We start from the raw sequence: 21334 nt of genomic DNA, 5'->3' as shown, positions 1-21334 counted from the left end.
CGTTATCTCATAACGGATATAGGAGAGCAGGTGAAATCATAATTGCTAATCGATTACTAGATTTAGAATTTGCTTTACGAACGAATAAGCATTGGCTGGTTACATCTAAATAGCTGATGCGATCTTTAGAGTCTTATAATGAGATATTTGCTAAGAATTTTATCAATGGATTTGACGATTTACATATGGTAACAAAGAGTAGTAATGCAATTAGTGGAGCAAGTATTAGCACCATATGGTGGTAGGTTATTTGAAGGGGATTCAATTGGAAAGTAAGGTAACTGTGAATTACACATAATAAATGATCATAGCTACAAGACAAATAGTTAATTTGGCAAGAAACTTCATATTGGCTTCACCTCCAATACAGTCCATTTATTAAGGTTTGGTTTAAGTATAAAATACAAATATTAAACCGGTATGAATACATCGTAAACGATATGTAAATGTAATACGGATAGCCCCAGCAATAGCATCAATTATTTGTACATAAATCATTCTAGATACGTATAAAATGTATCGACGGAGGAGGTTGTACAATTGGATGCTATCTTAGAGATTAGCTTATTCATTTTTATTGGGCTAATAATGGGCGGGGTATTCGCATGGTTAATGCTTAAAATAGGGAAGCAGCAAATAATAAATCTTTATTTGTTTGCTACAGGAATTCTAATAGGTGTCGTCGGTTTCATGTTAATACCAGATGCCTTATCGCATTATAGTATTCCCGGATTAATGATTGGGACATTAGCTGGACTTTGTTTCATGATGTGTTTAGATGAATATGTAGTTAAAATTATAAAAAGAAAACAGATTCATCCCCGATTTGTTAGTGGTTCATTATTTTTAGTACTTGGTATCATATTCCATACGTTGCCGGCAGGGATTACAATAGGTACGGAACTCACCGGAAGTTCATGGGAGATGAATTCGTTAGTCGGCACATTTTTGCTTCATCAGATTCCTGAAGGTATGGCGTTATTTGTTTCTTTTTTAGCTTGGACTGATTCCCTGACTCCATTTTTCTTTGCTGCACTTCTAGTAGCATTAAGTTTGTTTTTATCCATTCTTATAGGAAACTATGCGCTTGCATTTACTTATAAAACAAAATCAATAACTTTGGGGCTAGCAATTGGAACCCTTAGCTTTGCAAGTGTACATAGCATATATCTCCAACAAGTAAAAAAACAGAGGAAGTTTGTACATATCCTTTTAGGGGTTATGTTTGTACTTCTCTATATGATGGTATTTCTTGAACATGGAATAAGATGAGGGCTAGTGTAATTATCAGATTTTTGATATTATATTGAAATATCATTGGATAGGGGGAGTAGAAATGCGCGTATTAGAAAAAATTAGTTCAATAGCTGGAAATACATTTGCAATATGGGTTGTTTTATTTGGAATTATCAGTTTTATCTTACCTGATGGATTCACTTGGATTGCTCCACATATATCGGTCTTATTAGGAGTGATTATGTTTGGTATGGGTTTAACGCTTTCTCCTGCTGACTTTAAGGGGGTCATGCAAGCACCAAGAAGTGTATTAATAGCGGTTCTAGCGCAGTACACGATTATGCCATGCATAGCTTATGGATTGGCGGTTGCATTTCAGCTCCCTCCCGAAATAGCAGTTGGGGTTATCTTAGTAGGTTGTTGTCCAGGAGGGACTGCTTCCAATGTGATTACCTTTTTAGCAAAAGGAAACACTGCTCTATCTGTATCAGTAACTACGGTATCTACGTTACTAGCACCAATATTAACACCGGCATTAACCCTTCTATTTGCGAGTGAATGGATGTCCGTATCATTTGCAGAAATGGTCATGTCCATAGTTAAAATGGTATTATTACCAATTATATTAGGTGTTATTATTCGAATGCTTTTCCGTAAGCAGGTTGAAAAAAGTGTAGCCGTATTGCCGCTCGTTTCGGTCATTGGCATTGTAGCTGTTGCAGCAGCAGTTGTATCAGTTAATACAGATGCGATTGCATCCTCCGGTTTACTTATTTTTGGTGTAGTCGTGTTACATAATGTATTAGGATTAATGTTAGGGTTTATGTTAGCAAGGATCTGCAGGCTAAATTTCCATGATCAGAAAGCAGTTTCGATTGAAGTAGGAATGCAAAATTCAGGACTTGGTTCTACACTAGCTCTTACTTATTTTGCGCCAATTGCAGCTGTACCAAGTGCTATTTTCAGTGTATGGCATAATATTTCTGGACCGGTTTTAGCAACCATTTGGGCGAAGAGAAGTCAAACTATTGATCCGCCACAAGATAAGGGAGAAAAATTAGCATAAGTGGATAAAAGGAGAATGTCTCAAAGGCATTCTCCTTTTATTATAAAGAGCATGAAATAAATTAGATTTGATTAGATCTAATTTATTGATGAATTAGAAAATAAAGAAATTAATAAATAAATGTGTTAAAATAATAAAATAAATACCTTCGGAGGGAATGTATATTGAAAAAGAGTTATTTTAATAAAGACAATGTATATTCTGAGAATTTGAAATACCTATCTAGTATTTGGTCTGAGAAAATAGATAACTTCTATGTATTGTGCATTTATGATGAGGGGAATTTTAATAACCCGAGATATCGGTTATTCAATAACAACATCTCAATTGTGGAAGGTAGTAAGTCATCTAATACGTTCATTATTTGGGAGCAATCCTATCAAAAAAATAAAGATTTATTTTTTAAATTACGTGTTGCCTCAAGAAATGAATTGATGAAACAAATAGCAAAATATATTGTAAATTATTTATTGAAGGAATATGAATCGTATTCCAGCGCTCCGATTGAAAGTCACCAAATTCTTAATAAAAAAAGTTATATTAGCAAATTAATTGAGAAATTCGAAATTATATTGAAAAGAGATACATTCCTCGTAAACCATAGAGTTTGGGAGGATTTTTGCAAATGGTTTAAAGCATACTTAATAAATTGGGTACTTGAGGATATCCAAGAATCAATTGGTATTCCGACAATGAATACGTTAAATGAAAAACAACTAAATGAATTATTTTATCATTATATAACTAAAAACTTTACGGAAAATAACGATTTCACTGTAAAGTTTACAAATATTATCGACGATTATGTTCAAAAATGGGTAGAAAAAATTATTGCTTCACTGAAACTTAAGAATATATCGATTGATAAAATCATTCAATTGCTTGAACTAACTGAAGATCCAATAACAATCAAAGGCAATAATTATCAAAAAGATATCTATTATACGTTAATTAAGGATGGATGTATACGTGTAATGAGTAATGCTCCATATCAAACTGTAAGAGAAGCATTATCACTAAATAGGTTCCAGCATAATCCATCTTTACCTTGGCCCAGTGCGGTTCTACATAATGGTGTGATTGATGGAGTGGTGCAAATAAAGCCAATTCGTTTTCAGAAAAAAGCGAAGAATAGTGATGTACCCAAGGTGGTATCGTTGAAACAAATCGAACGGTTATTTGAATTAGCAGTTGATGTATATGATGCATTATGCAGTTTTTATTTATCAAGAGCCCAGCATCACAGCGATATTGTAGAAATTCGAATCGATGATCTATTAGCTTTAAGAGGTCTAAAACCAAAACTTGGAGGAAGTGGTCGAAGAGGAGGATATGAAAGTGAACAGCGCAAAAATATTTTGGAAGCGCTTTCTGTTATACAGAAATTATGGATTAGCTTAGAGAAGGCTACCGTGTATGAGAAAGGGAAGCCTGTTCAATTGAAATTAGAGGGAAGCGCATTTAAATTTTTAGATGACCGTAATAAAGAGCAATTCATTGATAGAAAATTACGAGTTCAAACTATAAGGTTTACGGTAGGTGAGGTATTTGAAAAGTATTTATATGGTACCGGCAGGCAAATCGCATTGTTACCAATTCAAACTTTACAGTATAACGTTTATCGTAAAAAATGGGAAAAGAAATTAATAAGATATTTGAGTTGGAGATGGAGAACGCAAGCCAGAAAGGGAGAATACTTACAACCTCACAAAATAAGCACATTATTAAGTGCTATAGGGGAGAAGGTAAATGAACGAATACCATCTAGGTCAAGAGATAGATTGGAACAAGCATTTGATGCATTATTGGAAGGTGAAGTAATCGCATCGTGGCAATATGAGCAGTGGAATGAATCGATTGCATCAAATAAAGGATGGTCACGAATATGGTTGAATTCGACGGTTATTATCGAACCTCCGGATGCCATTAAAAAGCATTATATTTCAATAACGAAGCAGCGAGGGAAAAGTAACAAATTTACAATTAATCCAAAATATTCAAAATCAATAGATGATGAACGTAATATTGGAAAAGAATTAAAGGTTATTCGGAAAGATCAAAAGCTTACGATATCACAATTGGCAGAAGAATTGGAGATATCTGCTGCGTATTTGAGTACGATCGAAAGAGGTATCAATATACCATCGAAACGAGTAGAAACTAGAATAATACGCTGGATGTATAGTTATGAAATTAAAAAATAAAATAGCACTTCACCCTCATACATGTTTGGTGTATGAGGTTTTTTTGATTAACTATGCGTTTAAACAATTCACATGTCGGGGTTATCATGAACTGTTGTCGGGTTTGAATAGGTTAGAAATTTTTTTATGAGCTTTTTGCTTCTTGTATGAAGGCAACTTTTGAAATTAGTTAAAACCTAATAATTAAATAAATTTGATATTTAGTTTAATAATAATATTTTTACCTCTCGATTTATCATGACGAATAACATAAATAAATCGAGGTGATGGATATTGGTTTATCAAGAGGAATCCTATTTAGAGCTTGAAAATCTGTTTAATCCACAATCATTAGCTATACTGGGTGCTTCTGGAAACAAAAACAAGTTAGGAAATATGCTAATTAAATCCTTAATAGAAGGAGGTTTTAAAGGAGAGATCTATCCAATAAACCCAAAAACTGAAAGCATAGAAGGTTTGGATTGCTTTGCTTCTGTATTAGATGTACCAACTGAGATTGATTTAGCAATCTTTTGTGTTGGTGCAGACAAAGTAATAAATGGCCTACAAGAATGTGCAAGAAAAAATGTGAAATCCGCAATTATATATGCTTCGGGGTTTTCGGAAATAGGAGAAGCAGGTGAAAAAGAACAGCAGCGAGTCAATCAAATCGCAAAACAGGCAGGAATTCGACTAATAGGCCCTAATTGTGTAGGAATTGTTAATACTTCTAATGGATTAATGGCAACGTTTTCGCCTGGTCTTACAGGAGTTCCAGAAAATAAACAGAGAGAAGTAGGGTTTGTTACACAAAGTGGAGCATTTGGTGTATTGACTTATATTGCAGCAGCACAAAACAGGCTAAGTTTTAACTACTTTGTAAGCGTTGGGAATGAAGTTGATACCGAGTTCTCCGATGTAATTGAGTACATGCTTCATGACTCAAACACTAGTGTGATTAGTGGATACTTAGAAGGGGAGAAAAGCCCTCATAAGTTACGTCAATTAGCAAAACAAGCATTAGATAAAAATAAGCCAATCGTCATAATGAAGGCAGGGAGAAGTAATGCAGGTAGTAAGGCAGCTGCTTCACATACTGGATCATTAGCTGGTTCGGACAAAATTTATGATGGTTTATTTAAACAGACAGGTATTATTCGGGCAGATGATTATGAGGATATAATTGCTTTTACAAAGCTCTTTTTATCCAAAAAACTACCTACAGGTAAAAATACAGCTATTGTTACTAGTTCCGGTGGACGAGGAATTAATGAAGCAGATCGATGCGAAGCATTTGGTCTTAAAATAAATCCATTAAATGAAAAAGTTAAGAAGGATATCGAACAAAATATTCCATCTTATGGAAGCGCTTTAAACCCAATAGACCTAACTGCAGCTGCAGCAGTATCTAATCCAGAATTATATATTGAACCACTTAAGGTTCTTGCTAACGACCCTGAGACAGATATAATCATCTTCACCGAATTTCCAATGGGCTGGACGGAGGATAATCCATCCTTAAAAGAGTTTGTGGATATATGTAGAAATACGGATAAATTTATTCTTATTGCTACGTTTCCGTTAGAAGGTATGTCGATTCCAAAGTCAGCTGATTATCTTGAACAAAATGGGATACCTGTAATACCTGGTGATTTAAACCCTATTAGAGCACTGAAAAAGTTAGTTCAATATAGCGAGAAATATGAAAAAAATAAACGAGCAAATGAACAAACATCACCTAAAATTAGCAGAAAAAACGAATTGCAGTTACAACCAGGAGCAACTCTAAGTGAGTCTCAAGCAGCTGATATTTTAGATCTTTACGGAATTCAAACAACGAAAAGAGCGATCGCTTTATCATTAGATGAAGCTGTCAATCAGGCAAATACAATTGGTTATCCAGTTGTCTTAAAAGTTGACTCGCCTGAAATTCCTCATAAAACGGATGCTCATGCAATTGCGTTAAATATAAGCAATGAACAACAGTTAAGGAAAACATTTAATCAGATTTTAAAAAATGCTAAGGAATATAACCCTGATGCCCAAATTAACGGAATATCTGTACAAGAAATGTTACCTGAAGGAATTGAGGTAATTGTTGGAGTCACGAATGATTCCGTATTTGGTCCAGTTATTATGTTAGGACTAGGTGGGGTATTTGTAGAAGTTTTCCAAGACACTTCATTTAGAATTGCACCTTTAACTAGGAATGACGCCATCGAAATGATAGAAGAGTTACAAAGCTTTCCAATTCTTAAAGGATTTCGAGGAAGGGATTCAGTTGCTTTAGAGCCTATTATAGATACGTTGTTAAAGGTATCAGCATTTGCTTCTGATTATGGAGATGCTATCAAAGAATTGGATATTAATCCTCTTATTGTATATGAAAACAAAGTTGTTGCGGCTGATGCAATGTTGGTGGTACAAGATTCCAAAAAAGTATTGAAGATTGGTGGTTAATAAAAGTATGGAATTAGATAAAAGTGTAATTGGCTTACAAGGGAAAGTTTATAACTTTGAAGTGGAAAAAAGACATATTCGCCAATTTGCAGAGGCGATAGGTGATCCGAATCCTTTGTATAAGGATGAACAATATGCCAAGGATACACCCCACAAGGGAATTATCGCTCCTCTAACTTTTCCAATTACGATTGGTGCAGATGGAGGAGATCTGCCACTTCAGCTAGATACAAAACGAATGCTACATGGGGAGCAAGAATTTATCTATTATCAATCGATTCGTCCTGGTGATCGGCTCCAATGTCAAATGAAAGTGACTGATTTGTATGAACGAGAAGGAAAAAGTGGACGTATGCAGTTTTTAGTAATAGATACGGAAATTAAAGATGATGAAGAACAGATGGTTGCTATCAGTAGGATGAATATTATTTACAGAAGCTTAACTACGTAATGCCAGGAGGAGAAATGGTGATGTTAAAAACAGAATTAAATTTTGACTCACTAATTGAAGGACAAGAGCTTGAGTCTTTAAATAAGCCACCTATTTCAAAGGTCCAATTAGTGAAATATGCAGGTGCATCTGGTGATTTTAATCCGTTACATACGGATGATGCATCTGCACAAAAGGTAGGTATGGATGGCGTAATTGCCCATGGAATGCTAATTATGGGATTTCTTGGCCAATATGTAACGGAACTTGCAGGTGATCGTGCAGAGACAAGGAATTTCCGTATGAGATTTGGAGCAATTACTAAACCAGGAGACGAGATTACTTGCTCCTCTACTGTAGAAAAACGATATGAAGAAGCTGGGGAAAAGTTTGTATCTTTAGCATTAGAAGCCAAGAAGCCTACAGGGGAAGTAGTTGGAACTGGCACAGTACTACTACGCTTTCAATAATACCAAGTGAAAAAATAAGGAGGTTTATAGATGAGTAGAATAACTGACAGATATGCAATTGTAGGTGTAGGTGAAAGTGAGCGTTCGAGAAATTCTGGTACTACACCGCTGCACCTTGCGTTAGATGCTTCAAAAGCTGCGCTTCAAGATGCTGGTCTGCAAGCAAAGGATATTGATGGATTTATGAGTTATAACGAGAATGATTCTTGTACATCACATCAATTAGCAACTCATTTAGGTGCTCGGCCAAAATATGTAAAAGATATTCATGGTGGTGGAAGCAGCACGGAAATGTTAATTAGTGACGCTGTAGCTTTAATTGAGGCAGGCTTACTAAACACAGTATTAATTTTTCGTTCGATGAATGGTAGTTCAGGACAACGTGTAGGACGTGGCTATGATCCAGATATGTTACAAACAGCTTTGCCTGAGGGGAGTTTCATTATTCCATATGGTTCTGCTAGCCCTTCACAATGGTTTGGTATGTTTGCTACGCGTCATATGTATGAAACAGGAATTACAAAGGAACATTTAGGTCATGTCTGTACGAGCTTTTATGAGCATGCGCAAAAGAATTCAAGGGCATTTTTAAATGGAAAGCCATTGACCATGGAAAAATACCTGGAAACACCGGATATTAGTTATCCATTCAATATTCATGATTCCTGTGTGGAGCTTGATGAAGCAAATGCAGTAATCGTAACATCTGCAGACAGAGCAAACGATGGTAATTCAAAACCTATCTATATCATGGGATTATCTGCAAGACAAACGCATTCACACGCCCATTATTGGTCCGACTTAACTCAAGTAGCTTCTGACTTTGTTGCTCCTGAAGTATATCAATCAGCTGGTGTAAAACCTGGGGACATTGATGTTGCAGCCATTTATGATTGTTTTAGTTGGGTAGTCCTTCGTCAATTAGAGGCATTTGGATTCGCGCCACGTGGAGAAGTTGGAGATTTTGTAGCAGATGGAAATTTAAGAATTGATGGAAAATTACCGACGAACACTGCTGGTGGCATGCTGTCAGAAGGATATACACATGGAATGAATAATACGATTGAGCTTGTTAGACAGTTGCGGCATCAGTATAAAAATACAGATCGTCAAGTTAATGATTGTGAGATTGGAATTTGTACAGGTTGGAGTGGTCCAGACCTTGCTGGAGCGATGGTACTTAGGGGATAACAGTATATTATTAAATGGATTACTAGATTCATAGTCAGGCTTAACTATTAATGAGGAGGGATAGAATGGAATTTCAAAAACCAATTCCACTTAAAAATCAAGATAACAGCCCTTATTGGGATGCAGCAGATCGTCACCAATTAAAAATTCAAAAATGCAATGACTGCCAAGCGTATGCACACCCACCTGGACCTACTTGTGCAAAGTGTGGAGGAGGTCGACTTAGTTGGATAGACTTCGGTGATCATGTGAAAGCAACCATCTATTCATATATTGTGTCGTATCGTCCTTTTTTACCGGGTTTTCAAGATGATCTACCACTGGTTATCGCTCAAGCTTCCTTGGAGGATGTCCCAAGTGTAAGGATTATGTGTAATGTTCTAGATTGTAAACCAGATGATATGCATATTGGAATGCCTGTAAAAATGGTTTGGGATGATATCACAGAGGATAGAGCTCTTCCACAATGGAAGCCAATCGATTAATAGAATACGTTGCCACTAAATCCAATACAATCGATGAGGATGTGAATGAATGGATTTTACAATATCTAAAAAAGAAGAAGCTTTTCGAGAAGAGCTAAAAACATGGCTTAGTGAAAATCTTCCATATGGATGGATGGAAGGAAAAAGAGAAATCCCTACAACTAAGGAAGAGTATTCAAAATTTCTAAGAGATTGGCAAAGAACGCTATATGAAGGGGGATGGGCAGGTATTGCCTGGCCAAAAGAGTATGGCGGACGGAATGCAACCATTATGGAAGAAATTATCTATCACCAGGAAATGGTTCGTGTGAAGGCACCTCCTCTTATCAACTATATTGGCATTCATATGGTTGGACCAACATTAATTCGGTCAGGAAGTGAGCAACAGAAGCAGAAATATATACAAAACATACTCACAGGTGAAGAAGTATGGTGTCAAGGGTATTCAGAACCAAATGCTGGTTCAGACCTTTCCGCTATTCAAACAAATGCTACGAAAGACGGTGATTGCTGGATCATTAATGGTCAAAAAGTTTGGACCAGTTATGGGCATTTAGCGGACCGCTGTTTTCTATTAGCACGTACAAATAATCATCCAGAGAAAAAACATAAAGGAATTACTGCCTTCTTATTAGATATGAAACAATCTGGGGTAGAAACGAAACCAATTTTACAAATGGATGGTAATCAAGAATTCAATGAATTATATTTAACCGATGCTATCGCTCATGATGCTGACATCATTGGTGAGGTTGATGAAGGTTGGAAAGTAATGATCGAGCTAATGCTGCATGAACGTGTCGGAATTGGAGCAGAGTTATTTAGTTTAGAAATGCGCTTCAATGAGATGGTAGAAATAGCAAAGGAACATCATGTTAATGAGAAGCCATTACTTGAAGATAGATTCGTGAGACAAAAAATGGCTGAATTCTATGCACGATATCGAGGATCACTATTAAATTACTATCGCAATCTTACGAACACACTTAAGAAAGGTCATCCAGGTCCAGAAAGTTCCATTGATAAATTGCTTGTCAGTGAATTAAATAAAGAAATGGCAAGCTTTATGATAACGATACAAGGGCATCATGGCGTTTTATGGAAGGAAAATGCGCCTGTCGATACGGTTTGGCAAGATGAATTTTTAGCTTCGTTTGGACAGACAATTGGTGGTGGGACGAGCGAAGTCCAACGAAATACGATAGGAGAAAGAGTCTTAGGTTTACCAAAAGATAGAGGTCGTTAATTGAAAGGGTGGTAAGTAGAATGGATTTTGCTTTGAATGAAGAACAAGAAATGTTTCGTGAGTACTTAAGAAAATATCTAAATGATGTTGGTCAGACCAAAGTTGCTCGTAATTTTATCAAAGGTGATCTACAAGGATTTCTTGACATTCATTCAGGATTAACGGATCTTGGGTGCACTTCTATTAATATATCAGAAGAATATGGAGGACTTGGACTTAGTTCTCTTGATTTAGTTCCTTTTTTTGAAGAAATTGGTCGCTCTCTATTACCGGGGGTTTATTTGGAAACAATGGCTTTTGCTGTACCTTTATTAGAATTATATGGAACGACGGAACAAAAAGAAAACTATTTGCCGCAAATAGCATCTGGGTCAAAAAAAATTACACTTGCATGGCTCGAACCAAACAAGAGTTTTAACCCAGACGAGGTAGAATGTTCAGCTGAAATTAACGGGGATTCACTTATTATTAATGGGGTGAAGACATTAGTATCTGGTGGAGATATTGCTGATATCTATATTCTTTTAGTACGTACAGGTGAGGAAGTAGAAGAAGGATTATCGTTAGTCCTAGTTGATCATTCAGAAGAAATTAAACGAAACAATCTGAAGTGTGTAGACGAAAGCAAGCACTTAGCAGAACTTAAATTCAATAGTTTGGCGGTACCTATAAACCAGGTGGTTGGGCCTATAAACCAAGGATGGTCTTTATTACAAGAAGGGTTGCTCTACTTAAATGCTGCACTTAGCTCTCAAATGGTAGGAGGAATGGATCGGGTAGTAGAAATGTCAACGGAGTACGCGAAAATTCGAGAACAGTTTGGTCAGCCAATAGGTCGTTTCCAAGCAATTAAACACAGAATCGTAGACATGAAATTGGAATTAGAAACAGCTCGTTCATTAAGTTATTATGCCAACTGGACACTGGAAAACAGTTCTGATGATCGAGCAGCTGCAATCTACAGTGCAAGGTCATTTGCAGCAGAAGCTTACATTCGTTCAGCTTCACAAAATATACAGATTCATGGAGGAATTGGTTTTACAGAAGAGATAGATTGTCATTTATATCTAAAACGAGCTCGCTATTTTGAAAATTATTTAGGTTCATCCCAAGATTATAATGAGCAGGTTGCATTAGCTTTGGCATGGTAATTAAAGAAGGGGATTAAATTACGTGAACCTTCAATCAGTGGAGGGGTTTCTTTTCACCCACTGATTGTTAGTGCCGCGAGGTTATGACCTAAAGGCCTCTGAACAGAATCGGACTTTTGACTTTCAGTTGGATCCCCCGCTTATCCTTCTGGGCCTCACATCGTAGGGTTGAAGAGGGGGTCTTACTGCCAGTTATATCCGGGATAAATGAAAGGACAGGTGGTACGAATGGTAGAAGTTCAAAATGAAATTAAACAGTATCATAATATTATTAATGGAGAGCAGGTATCTTCTTCAACTAGAGCAACAATGGATAGTATCGATCCTTCTACAGGAAATGTATGGGCAGAGATTCCATTAAGTACGAAAGATGATGTTGAGCAAGCTGTTAGTGCAGCTAATGATGCTTTCACAAATTGGTCAAGTCTTTCATCTAGAGAAAGAGGAGATTATTTAAGGAGTATTGGCGATTTAATTCCTCAATATGGTGAAGAACTACTAACATTGGAAACTAAGAATAACGGTTGGGTGCTAGATGAATTCCAATACTTAACTATCGTTTTAAAACAAATTTGGTATGACGCAGCTGGATCTGCTTCTTTAATTGGCGGTAAAGGAGAAACTGTACAGTTAGGAACCAGTAGTTTTGGTTATACGTTACGGGAACCGTTCGGAGTCGTATTAGGGATTCTTCCTTGGAATGCACCTCTTTTTACATTTACGATTAAAGCTGCATATGCACTTGCTGCAGGAAATACAGTGATTATCAAGCCTTCTGAACATGCAGCTGTTGCTTCTCTAAGGTATGGTGAAATTCTTGCTGAAGTACTTCCACTGGGAGTTATTAATGTTATATCAGGTTTAGGATCTGAAATAGGGGAGTCTCTTGTTAGTCATAAGCAAGTGAAGAAAGTAAGTCTCACAGGTTCAAAAGGGACAGCACAAGCTATTACAAAAGCATCCGTTTCTACACTAAAGCCACTAATCTTTGAATTGGGCGGAAAGTCACCCAATATCATTTTTGAAGATGCGAATTTTGAGCAAGCGATTAACGGTGTAATTCATGCAATTTATACTCCGAATGCTGGACAAATTTGCGCAGCTGGGTCACGAATTTTAATTCAACGAACGATTTATGATGAATTAATAGCACAAATTAAAGAGAAAATGCAGACTCCAGGAGCAGTAAAATATGGAGATACATTGAATACTGTAAATACGATGGGACCGATTGCTAATTTACCTCAATATCACAAAGTGTGTTCATATATTGAGTTAGGTCAACAAGAAGGAGAAATTGTTTTTGGGGGTCGGACTGGTGGTCATACGTTGCTGCCTGACAAACCTGAATTTGTTAATGGTTATTGGGTAGAACCAACTTTGTTCAAAGTCGATAGTAATTCTTACCGAATTTGCCAGGAAGAGATATTTGGTCCAATTGCGGTAGCTATACCTTTTGATACAGAAGAAGAGGCAGTAAAGATTGCAAATGATACGAACTTTGGCTTAGCTGCAGGTGTTTGGACTAGCAATTTAGGCCGAGCCCATCGGATGATTAAAAACATTGAGTCAGGTAACGTGTGGGTTAACACTTATAGTAGAGTGGGGGCAGATTTGCCGTTTGGTGGTTTTAAAGAAAGTGGCTATGGTACAGACACTATTTTAGAGTACACAAGGGAAAAATCATGTGTCATAGAAATTGAAGATAAATGAATAGGGACAGTCTCATAAGATTAGCTTCTATTCAACAAAATGTGAGACTTCTATGTGCTCGGTCAGGGTAAAGTCAACGCAATGAGTGGTTTTCACTCACGAGTAGGGCTGAACCGTTACCCGTGGAAAGTAGCATATTCCAGTTGTGTAGGTAGGGAGCTGTCTTAGGACAACAGCTCCTTTTACACGTTAAAAATGTTAAGAGATTTAATGGAAAATGGGGAGGGTTTTTATTGAATAGGAAAGAGTCTGAAACGGAGTCGTTAAGAGGTCTATATGTTATCTGTATTGGAGCATTTTTTATTATGCTCAGTTTAGCAACGCATCTCCCAGCATACCCACATATGTTAGAGGAATTTCAATTGACTGCTGGATCAGCCGTATGGATGCAGCTAGGCCTTGCTCTCGGTCTTACGGGATTTCAGCCACTTCTCGGCTGGTGTGGAGACGCTTTTGGTATTAAAGGAGTTATTCTAATGGGCGCCTTATTTATGGTCGTTGGTTCTGTCTTGGTAGCGTTATCCCCTGCATTTTGGTTACTGGTTGTTGGACTGTTTTTTAAAGGATTAGCTGGAGCGGCCATTGCTCCTGCTGGTGTAGCATATGCAGGAACGCTTTTTACAGGAAAGCAAAGAGGGAGATCTATTGGCTTATTTACTTCTATTATGACCATTGGTGCATTGTTTGGTCCGCTTTTAAGTGGATCGTTTGTTGACCTTTTTGGTTGGGATTCAACCTTTTGGGTAACTGCGCTATTTGGAATGATAGCATTCTTCTTATTTTGGCTTGGGGTACCTAATGTAGAAACTCCAGGTACGAGGAAATTAGATGTAATGGGTTTATTATTTGTATTGATTGTCTTAGTTGGGATATTGACCATTCCAACATTTATTAATCGGTACGGATTTTCTTCAGGATCCTGGCTGCCGTCATTAGCAATTTTTGCAATTGGCTTGTTTAGTTTAATAATCATTGAAAGAAAGCAAAGATATCCCCTCTTAGATATTAAATATGCTGCAAATAAAAATTTTTGGGTGCCTACATTAATCGCTGGTCTAATTTTTGTAGGCTATTCTGGGGTTATGTATTTATTAACGTTTTTTGTTCAAGACATTCAAGGTAAGTCTGCTACTACGGTTGGGTTCTTACAAATGGCAATATTTCTTGGTTCGGCAGGAGCAGCAATAATCAGTGGGAAAATAATGGGTAGATTTACAGTTCGGAAGATGCTCGGCGGAGGGATTACATTATTTGCACTAGGATTAATAATGCTCATTGCGGTGAACATATTAACGTCAAATTTACATTTGTTTATTTCGATGATTCTAATAGGTGTTGGTTCTGGTTCTTTAGCACCTGTCTTAAAATCGATTGTTGTTTCAAAGGCTGATACTGCACGTATTAATGTCGTAACATTTACAAATACCGTTATAGAAAACGTCGCACAACGACTAGGCGCTTCTTTTGCATTAGTTGTTTTTACTATGTTTGCAGCTAAAGGAGATGGTGTAAGCGCGATATCCAATACAACATGGATTTATATAGCCTTAGTGGCCGTATCGCTAATCTTGCTATTACTAATTCCTAAAAGAATCGAAGGGATTCATAAGGATCATACTACTTCATCTAGAGTAGAGGAAATAAAAGGAACAGAAAAAGCTCGGTAATAACCAATAGTTTTACATTTTGTATCATAGATTGAGCACCCTTGTTTGTAATTACAGCGAATAACATAATCAATCCACCTAGATAATGTGAAAATTTATTTATTCATTTTTGCGAAATGGGTACAAGAGGATCTGAAATTATGTAATTACTGTTCATTATATCAATAAAAAACACCATTTTAACGATAAAATGGTGTTTCTTATGACTTAATCATTAATATCAATGAATCGTCTACTTGAATTCTTTTTAGGAATAGTTATGCGTAATATTCCATTGTTTAAGTCAGCCTTTGTTTCTTTTTCCGATATTGTGAATGGAATCGTAATTGTTCGTTCTGCACGTTGTCCACGGTAGTTTTTTTCCTGCTCATTGGATGAAAAATCTTCAACTGCAATACGTAATTGGTTTCCTATAATCTCTAATTGAATTTGGTCACGTTTATATCCAGGTAATTCTGCTTCAACAATTAGATTTGATTGTGTTTCATAGGTGCGAACGTTAATGGGGCGTCTGACTAGCGTATTAAAATTCTTTGCTGACTCGTTAAAAAACGCATCCATTTGCTCCATCAAACCATGAAATGGATGACGCTCCGGACGTACTGACCGATTATCTTTATTATCCACGAACGATCACCTCTTTTTGCTCCTATCTACACTAATAACCTATGCAATTATTGCTATTGAGTAGTGGGCTCCTTGCTATACTTTAGAAAGGAGATAAAAAATTTTTGGTCATCTATTGTCATTTTTTAAACTTTTTTGTTGTTTTTGTCCTATTTTTAAGTAACCGCTTACGAAGGTGGTATGTAAGAATTTGTGCAGATAAATTAAAAAAATAAATTTACTTTTAATATTAAAATTGTAATAAATTGTCTAAAAAAACAGTATAGACAAAAAAATATCGCAGTGATATATTAAATAATATTATTTTCAAGGAGGGGTTCTCTTGTTAAGTAATCCACTTATTGCTACTGCATTTATCTTTGCATTAATTGCCCTAGGAGAATGGCTCTCCATTATTTCAAGAGCAAGAATTCCGATGCTGCTAACAGCAATGGTAGGTTTTTTAATTTGTGTATGGACAGGCATTTTTCCAAGCGATATATTGGATAAATCACAATTTGCAGCACTTGGGGCAATTCTAATAGGACCAGCTATTTTGCATATGGGGACGATGATTCCGCTATCTTTGTTAAAAAGCCAAGTAAAAGCGATATTGATTGCACTTGGTGGAGTTATTGTATCAGGAATTATTATTCTTGTTATTGTTTCGCTCGTATTTGATTATGGCACGGCGGTTGCTGGGGTGGGTCCATTAAGCGGTGGAATTATTGCGCTGCTCATTACTTCTGAAGAACTTGCATCTATTGGGAGATCAAGTTTAGTTGTTATTCCGGCTTTAATCGTAGCTTTTCAAGGATTGTTGGGGATGCCTCTTGCACTAAATTTCATGCGCAAATATGCAGTGAAAATACAGAGCCAATTGGATAATGGAACTTTTGTTCCAATGGCAAATGAGGTTGCAGCAACCAAAGAGAAAGCAAAAGTTAGCCCTTTAAGAGAAAGCGCGGTACTTAAGTTATTTTATATATTCGTAGGTGCAGCTATTGGTACTGCTTTAGGAGAAGTAACTCCTATTCATGCTACACTATGGTGTTTAGCGATTGGTATAGCAGGACTAAAAATTGGTATTTTCGAAACAAAGACATTAGAAAGAGCAAATTCATTTACAATTACGATGATTGCGATTATTTTTGTAGTAATTGGTACAATGGCAGATGTAACACCACAAGAAGTGCTTACCAATTTACCAAGTATTCTTTTAATGCTAATTTTGGGAACATTCGGTATTGCGTTGGGCGGATTTATTGTTTCTAAGATGGTCAAATGGGATCCATTAAAAGGAATGCCAGTTGCATTGACTGCATTGTTCGGCTTTCCAGGTGACTATCTTCTATGTGAAGAAGTTAGTCGAAGTGCTGCACGAAATGAAGAAGAAGAGAAAATTATATTTAATGAATTACTAGCTCCTATGCTCATTGGCGGCTTTACAACTGTTACAGTTGCATCTGTAGTTATTGCAGGGTTTTTGGTTCAAACACTATAAGGGGGAAGTTAAATGAGTAAAATAATTATTGAAAATGGTCTTGTAATTGATGGTACTGGAAAAGAACCATTAAAAGATTCAATCGTTGTTATTGAAGGTCAGCAAATTATCTATGTAGGTAAAAGAGAAGGCTATGCGAAATCTGGAGATGAGGCAGTAGTAGATGCTCAAGGTGGCAGTATATTACCTGGTTTTATTGATACACACGTGCATATGATGATGGAATATTCGCCGATTGCTGACCGATTAGCAACTCCTTTTTCTTTTATGTATTACCAAGCAGCCAACTATTTAAAAACTACATTGCATGCTGGTATTACTTCTGTAAGAGATGCATTAGGTACTGACCTCGGTGTAAAAAAAGCGGTCGAAGATGGGCTGATTGAAGGTCCAAGGTTGCAATTAAGTATCAACGCATTAACGATTACAGGTGGACACGGAGATGGTTATACGGTATCTGGTAATGAATTTGATTTACTGCCTTCTGGTTACCCTGGCATGCCTGGTGGAAAATGTGACGGTGTGGAAGAAGTTCGTAAAAAGACACGGGAAATGTTACGAGCTGGTGCAGAGGTAATTAAGGTTCATGCCACTGGCGGAGTTTTAAGTGCCACAGATCACCCTGAATTCACCCAATTTTCCTTAGAAGAATTAAAAGTGATTGTAGAAGAAGCACGCTTCCGTAAAGGTGTCAAAGTAATGGCTCATGCGCAGGGAGCTGAAGGAATAAAGAATGCGATTAGAGCAGGAGTCCATTCAATTGAACATGGCATTTTCCTTGATGATGAAGCAATTGAATTAATGATTAAAAATGATACGTATCTTGTTCCGACATTGCTTGCACCACTAGCAGTATTGGAAACAGCTGAAGAAGCAGGTATGCCAGAGGCCTCCGTACAACAATCAAGAGAAGTAATTGAACAGCATAATGCGAGTATTGCTAAAGCTCATCAAGCAGGAGTGAAGATTGCAATGGGGACAGACGCTGGAGTAATGAAACATGGTACCAATCTACGTGAGCTTGGGTTAATGAAAAATATTGGAATGCGTCCGATGGATACCATCGTAGCTTCAACTAAAACAGCGGCAGCTTGTTTAGGTTGGCAGGATAAACTTGGCACATTGGAAGAAGGAAAGCTTGCAGATATTATTGTTGTACAAGGAAATCCTTTAGAGGATATTCACTCATTAACAAATAATGATACGGTACAAGTAGTTATAAAGAATGGGAAGGTAGAGAAAAATACATTAACAAAAGAACCTCTTCCTACAATTTCATAATAGAAAGGAGTAACCATTTCTTGTTAAAAAATGGTTACTCCTTTTCATTTATATACATTCTATTAACTTAGGTTAATAACCTTGAAATGTATGCTCATCTGGAAGGATTCTTAATTATATACCGTATAAATCCGTATATTACGGTATTTTAAGAGGTTTTTAGCGAATTTAAAGTTTTTTTGGAATTGCTACTAATTGAATATAGCTAACCATCGTATTTTTTAGAATTTTTGGTAGCTATTCTTAAAAGATTGGGTTTTATTTAACTGTCAGTAAAGCTGACTACGTTTAATCAAGCTATATAAGGATTAACGCGTTTTGACGCTAGCTCTGATTCTTTATAAGCTAATAAAGTAGATTATTTACCAAACTTTGGGAGGTGAAAGCATCCAAAACACTGTAAGTACGATGACAAAAACAAGTGTAATTGAACAAGATCTTAAGTTTCGTATGCCTACAAAAGATGATGGGGCAGCTGTGTGGGAACTAATCAATGAAATTGGTAACCTAGACCTTAACTCTTCTTATAGTTATATTCTTTGGTGTGATATGTTTTCTGAATCATCCATTGTTGTGGAAAGTGAAGGGGAAACGGTCGGATTCATTTCCGGGTTTGTACATCCGAATAAACCGGATACATTATTCATCTGGCAGGTTGCTGTTCGAGAAACTCAGCGAGGTAAGGGGTTAGGAACGAGGATGTTGATGCAGCTACTAGAGCGTGAACAATTAACAAATATACGATATGTAGAGGCAACTGTATCACCATCTAATTTACCATCTCAGTACTTATTTTTAGGTCTTGCAGAAAAGCTTGACACGGAATGTGTGGTTGGAAATTATTATCTATCGATTGACTTTCCAAGAACAGGACATGAAGATGAACAATTGTATAAAATCGGCCCTTTTCAAAAGGGAAATAATGAATAAAAGGATGATTTGGTGACTACAGCAGTATTAAATAATGATCTAATGAAAACATTTGAAGAATTAGAATCAACCGTTCGAAGCTATAGTAGAGGTTGGCCGACTATATTTGAAAAGGCCAAAGGATATAAGCTATGGGACGTAGATGGAAACGAGTACATTGACTTTTTTGCTGGTGCCGGTGCTTTGAATTATGGCCATAACAATGATGTTATGCAGCAGAAGTTAATTGAATATATCCAGAATGACGGAATCATTCATAGTCTAGATATGGGTACAAACCCTCGGAAAGACTTCTTAGAACGCTTTAATGAAGTGATTCTAAACCCTCGTCACTTAGACTACAAAGTTATGTTTCCGGGACCTACAGGGACAAATACGGTAGAAAGTGCATTGAAGATTGCTAGAAAAGTGACTGGTCGTGATACGGTGATCAGCTTTACGAATGCGTTTCATGGTATGACAATTGGATCTTTATCTGTTACTGGTAACTCATTTAAACGTCATGGCGCAGGCATTCCACTTCATCATAGTGTTTCTATGCCATTTGATGATTATGTTGAGGATCAAGATTCCATTGCATATTTAGAGCGCTTTCTAGAGGATAGTGGAAGTGGTGTGGCATTGCCAGCTGCTATTATCCTTGAAACGGTTCAAGGAGAAGGCGGTATAAATGCTGCAAGTATGGAATGGTTGAAAAAAGTAGAAGCAATTTGTAAACGCTGGGATATTCTGTTAATTATAGACGATGTCCAGGCGGGATGTGGACGAACAGGTACTTTCTTTAGCTTTGAACCAGCTGGTATTAAGCCTGATATTGTCTGTCTCTCTAAATCCATAGGCGGTATTGGATTACCGATGGCGATTACTTTAATTAAACCTGAATATGATCAATGGGGACCAGGTGAACATAACGGTACATTTCGCGGTAACAATTTAGCCTTTATTGCAGCTACCGAGGCTCTATCTAATTGGGAAGATAGTACATTTAGTGAAGCTATTCAACAAAAAGCCAGTCTTATTCAAGAACGAATTGAATCAATTATTACTAAATTCCCATCCTTAGCAGGCGAAGCAAGGGGAAGAGGATTAATGCAAGGAATTGCTATTCAAGAAGATGATCTTTCCAATCAAATATGTGCAGAAGCTTTTAGCCGCGGACTAATTGTTGAAACTTCTGGGCCAAATGATGAAGTTGTTAAATTCCTTCCACCATTAGTCATTGATGAAGAAGGGATAAATAACGGTTTTGATATCCTTGAAGATGCAATTAAACAAGCAATAAAATAAGCACAATATAAACAGACAGAAAAGAGGAGAATATGCATGATTGTAAAATCACTTGAAGATATTATTGGAACAGAAGACGAAACATCTGGCGAAAATTGGTCAAGCCGTCGTTTTATCTACAAAAAAGACGGAGTAGGTTTTAGTATGAATGATACCGTTATAAAAGCTGGCACGAATAATTTCTTTTGGTACAAAAACCATATTGAACTCGTCTATTGTATCGAAGGAGAAGGCGAAATTGAAAAATTAGAAACTGGAGATGTTTATCAACTAAAACCAGGAACGATGTACCTTCTAGATGAACATGATAAACATGAGCTTCGCGCTCGTACGCAGATGCGTATGGTATGTGTATTCAACCCACCATTGGTTGGTAGTGAAACACATACAAAAGAAGGATATTATCCTTTATTAACAGAATAGAAGTA

At 36.7% G+C, this 21334-nt stretch carries 18 protein-coding genes; 17 read left to right on the top strand and 1 reads right to left on the bottom strand.

The genetic code is table 11. From position 1 onward, the window contains the following. Positions 1-540 precede the first annotated feature (540 nt). From M948_RS38665 to M948_RS38610, 12 genes are all read left to right on the top strand, one after another. Positions 541-1272: a ZIP family metal transporter gene (locus tag M948_RS38665; RefSeq protein ID WP_021291926.1), complete on the top strand. Its 732-nt coding sequence runs from the start codon at positions 541-543 to the stop codon at positions 1270-1272. 64 nt (positions 1273-1336) lie between these two features. Then, positions 1337-2302 carry a bile acid:sodium symporter family protein gene (locus tag M948_RS38660; protein WP_021291925.1) on the top strand — a complete coding sequence of 322 codons (966 nt, stop codon included), beginning with the start codon at positions 1337-1339 and terminating at the stop codon, positions 2300-2302. A 164-nt stretch (positions 2303-2466) separates the two neighbouring features. Continuing rightward, positions 2467-4506 carry a helix-turn-helix domain-containing protein gene (locus M948_RS38655; RefSeq protein WP_021291924.1) on the top strand — a complete coding sequence of 680 codons (2040 nt, stop codon included), beginning with the start codon at positions 2467-2469 and terminating at the stop codon, positions 4504-4506. 273 nt (positions 4507-4779) lie between these two features. Further along, complete coding sequence (locus M948_RS38650; RefSeq protein ID WP_021291922.1) at positions 4780-6945, top strand: acetate--CoA ligase family protein; 2166 nt, start codon at positions 4780-4782, stop codon at positions 6943-6945. Between the two features lie 7 nt (positions 6946-6952). Next, on the top strand, positions 6953-7396 hold the full coding sequence (locus tag M948_RS38645; RefSeq protein ID WP_021291921.1) for a MaoC family dehydratase N-terminal domain-containing protein: 444 nt from the start codon (positions 6953-6955) through the stop codon (positions 7394-7396). Positions 7397-7416: 20 nt separating this feature from the next. Next, the gene (locus tag M948_RS38640; RefSeq protein ID WP_021291920.1) at positions 7417-7845 is read left to right on the top strand and encodes a MaoC/PaaZ C-terminal domain-containing protein; all 429 of its coding nucleotides are present in this window, start codon (positions 7417-7419) and stop codon (positions 7843-7845) included. Between the two features lie 30 nt (positions 7846-7875). Then, on the top strand, positions 7876-9036 hold the full coding sequence (locus M948_RS38635) for a thiolase C-terminal domain-containing protein (protein ID WP_021291919.1): 1161 nt from the start codon (positions 7876-7878) through the stop codon (positions 9034-9036). 65 nt (positions 9037-9101) lie between these two features. After that, on the top strand, positions 9102-9521 hold the full coding sequence (locus M948_RS38630) for a Zn-ribbon domain-containing OB-fold protein (RefSeq protein WP_021291918.1): 420 nt from the start codon (positions 9102-9104) through the stop codon (positions 9519-9521). A gap of 49 nt (positions 9522-9570) precedes the next feature. Continuing rightward, complete coding sequence (locus tag M948_RS38625) at positions 9571-10767, top strand: acyl-CoA dehydrogenase family protein (protein WP_021291917.1); 1197 nt, start codon at positions 9571-9573, stop codon at positions 10765-10767. A gap of 20 nt (positions 10768-10787) precedes the next feature. Continuing rightward, on the top strand, positions 10788-11918 hold the full coding sequence (locus tag M948_RS38620; protein ID WP_021291916.1) for an acyl-CoA dehydrogenase family protein: 1131 nt from the start codon (positions 10788-10790) through the stop codon (positions 11916-11918). Positions 11919-12146: 228 nt separating this feature from the next. Further along, positions 12147-13631: an aldehyde dehydrogenase family protein gene (locus M948_RS38615; RefSeq protein WP_031335674.1), complete on the top strand. Its 1485-nt coding sequence runs from the start codon at positions 12147-12149 to the stop codon at positions 13629-13631. A gap of 233 nt (positions 13632-13864) precedes the next feature. After that, positions 13865-15298: an MFS transporter gene (locus M948_RS38610; RefSeq protein WP_021291914.1), complete on the top strand. Its 1434-nt coding sequence runs from the start codon at positions 13865-13867 to the stop codon at positions 15296-15298. Between the two features lie 207 nt (positions 15299-15505). Here M948_RS38610 and M948_RS38605 read toward each other — a convergent pair whose 3' ends face one another. Continuing rightward, a complete protein-coding gene (locus tag M948_RS38605) occupies positions 15506-15925 on the bottom strand; it encodes an Hsp20/alpha crystallin family protein (protein WP_021291913.1) in 420 nt (139 codons plus the stop codon). A 322-nt stretch (positions 15926-16247) separates the two neighbouring features. On the opposite strand from M948_RS38605, the gene M948_RS38600 reads away from it, so the two are divergent. From M948_RS38600 to M948_RS38580, 5 genes are all read left to right on the top strand, one after another. After that, positions 16248-17408 (top strand): hypothetical protein, encoded by a 1161-nt coding sequence (locus M948_RS38600; protein ID WP_021291912.1) that lies wholly within the window; start codon positions 16248-16250, stop codon positions 17406-17408. A 12-nt stretch (positions 17409-17420) separates the two neighbouring features. Continuing rightward, entirely contained in the window at positions 17421-18689 is a 1269-nt protein-coding gene (locus tag M948_RS38595) for a metal-dependent hydrolase family protein (protein ID WP_021291911.1), read from the top strand. A 408-nt stretch (positions 18690-19097) separates the two neighbouring features. Continuing rightward, positions 19098-19619 (top strand): diaminobutyrate acetyltransferase, encoded by a 522-nt coding sequence (gene ectA / locus M948_RS38590; protein ID WP_021291910.1) that lies wholly within the window; start codon positions 19098-19100, stop codon positions 19617-19619. A gap of 42 nt (positions 19620-19661) precedes the next feature. Beyond that, positions 19662-20906 (top strand): diaminobutyrate--2-oxoglutarate transaminase, encoded by a 1245-nt coding sequence (gene ectB / locus M948_RS38585; protein ID WP_101953569.1) that lies wholly within the window; start codon positions 19662-19664, stop codon positions 20904-20906. 36 nt (positions 20907-20942) lie between these two features. Next, positions 20943-21329 (top strand): ectoine synthase, encoded by a 387-nt coding sequence (locus M948_RS38580; protein WP_021291908.1) that lies wholly within the window; start codon positions 20943-20945, stop codon positions 21327-21329. The last annotated feature ends 5 nt before the right edge of the window (positions 21330-21334 follow it).

Source organism: Virgibacillus sp. CM-4 (genome assembly GCF_000445495.1).
Taxonomy (GTDB): Bacteria; Bacillota; Bacilli; order Bacillales; family Amphibacillaceae; genus Virgibacillus; species Virgibacillus salexigens.
This window is presented reverse-complemented; position numbering and strand designations above follow the sequence as displayed.

Excerpts from the sequence above, each read along its gene's own strand:
- M948_RS38625 (WP_021291917.1), top strand. The coding sequence starts at position 9,571 with ATGGATTTTACAATATCTAAAAAAGAAGAAGCTTTTCGAGAAGAGCTA.
- M948_RS38640 (WP_021291920.1), top strand. The coding sequence starts at position 7,417 with ATGTTAAAAACAGAATTAAATTTTGACTCACTAATTGAAGGACAAGAG.
- M948_RS38580 (WP_021291908.1), top strand. The coding sequence starts at position 20,943 with ATGATTGTAAAATCACTTGAAGATATTATTGGAACAGAAGACGAAACA.
- M948_RS38630 (WP_021291918.1), top strand. The coding sequence starts at position 9,102 with ATGGAATTTCAAAAACCAATTCCACTTAAAAATCAAGATAACAGCCCT.
- M948_RS38645 (WP_021291921.1), top strand. The coding sequence starts at position 6,953 with ATGGAATTAGATAAAAGTGTAATTGGCTTACAAGGGAAAGTTTATAAC.
- ectA (WP_021291910.1), top strand. The coding sequence starts at position 19,098 with ATGACAAAAACAAGTGTAATTGAACAAGATCTTAAGTTTCGTATGCCT.
- M948_RS38635 (WP_021291919.1), top strand. The coding sequence starts at position 7,876 with ATGAGTAGAATAACTGACAGATATGCAATTGTAGGTGTAGGTGAAAGT.
- M948_RS38595 (WP_021291911.1), top strand. The coding sequence starts at position 17,421 with ATGAGTAAAATAATTATTGAAAATGGTCTTGTAATTGATGGTACTGGA.
- M948_RS38615 (WP_031335674.1), top strand. The coding sequence starts at position 12,147 with ATGGTAGAAGTTCAAAATGAAATTAAACAGTATCATAATATTATTAAT.
- ectB (WP_101953569.1), top strand. The coding sequence starts at position 19,662 with ATGAAAACATTTGAAGAATTAGAATCAACCGTTCGAAGCTATAGTAGA.
- M948_RS38620 (WP_021291916.1), top strand. The coding sequence starts at position 10,788 with ATGGATTTTGCTTTGAATGAAGAACAAGAAATGTTTCGTGAGTACTTA.
- M948_RS38660 (WP_021291925.1), top strand. The coding sequence starts at position 1,337 with ATGCGCGTATTAGAAAAAATTAGTTCAATAGCTGGAAATACATTTGCA.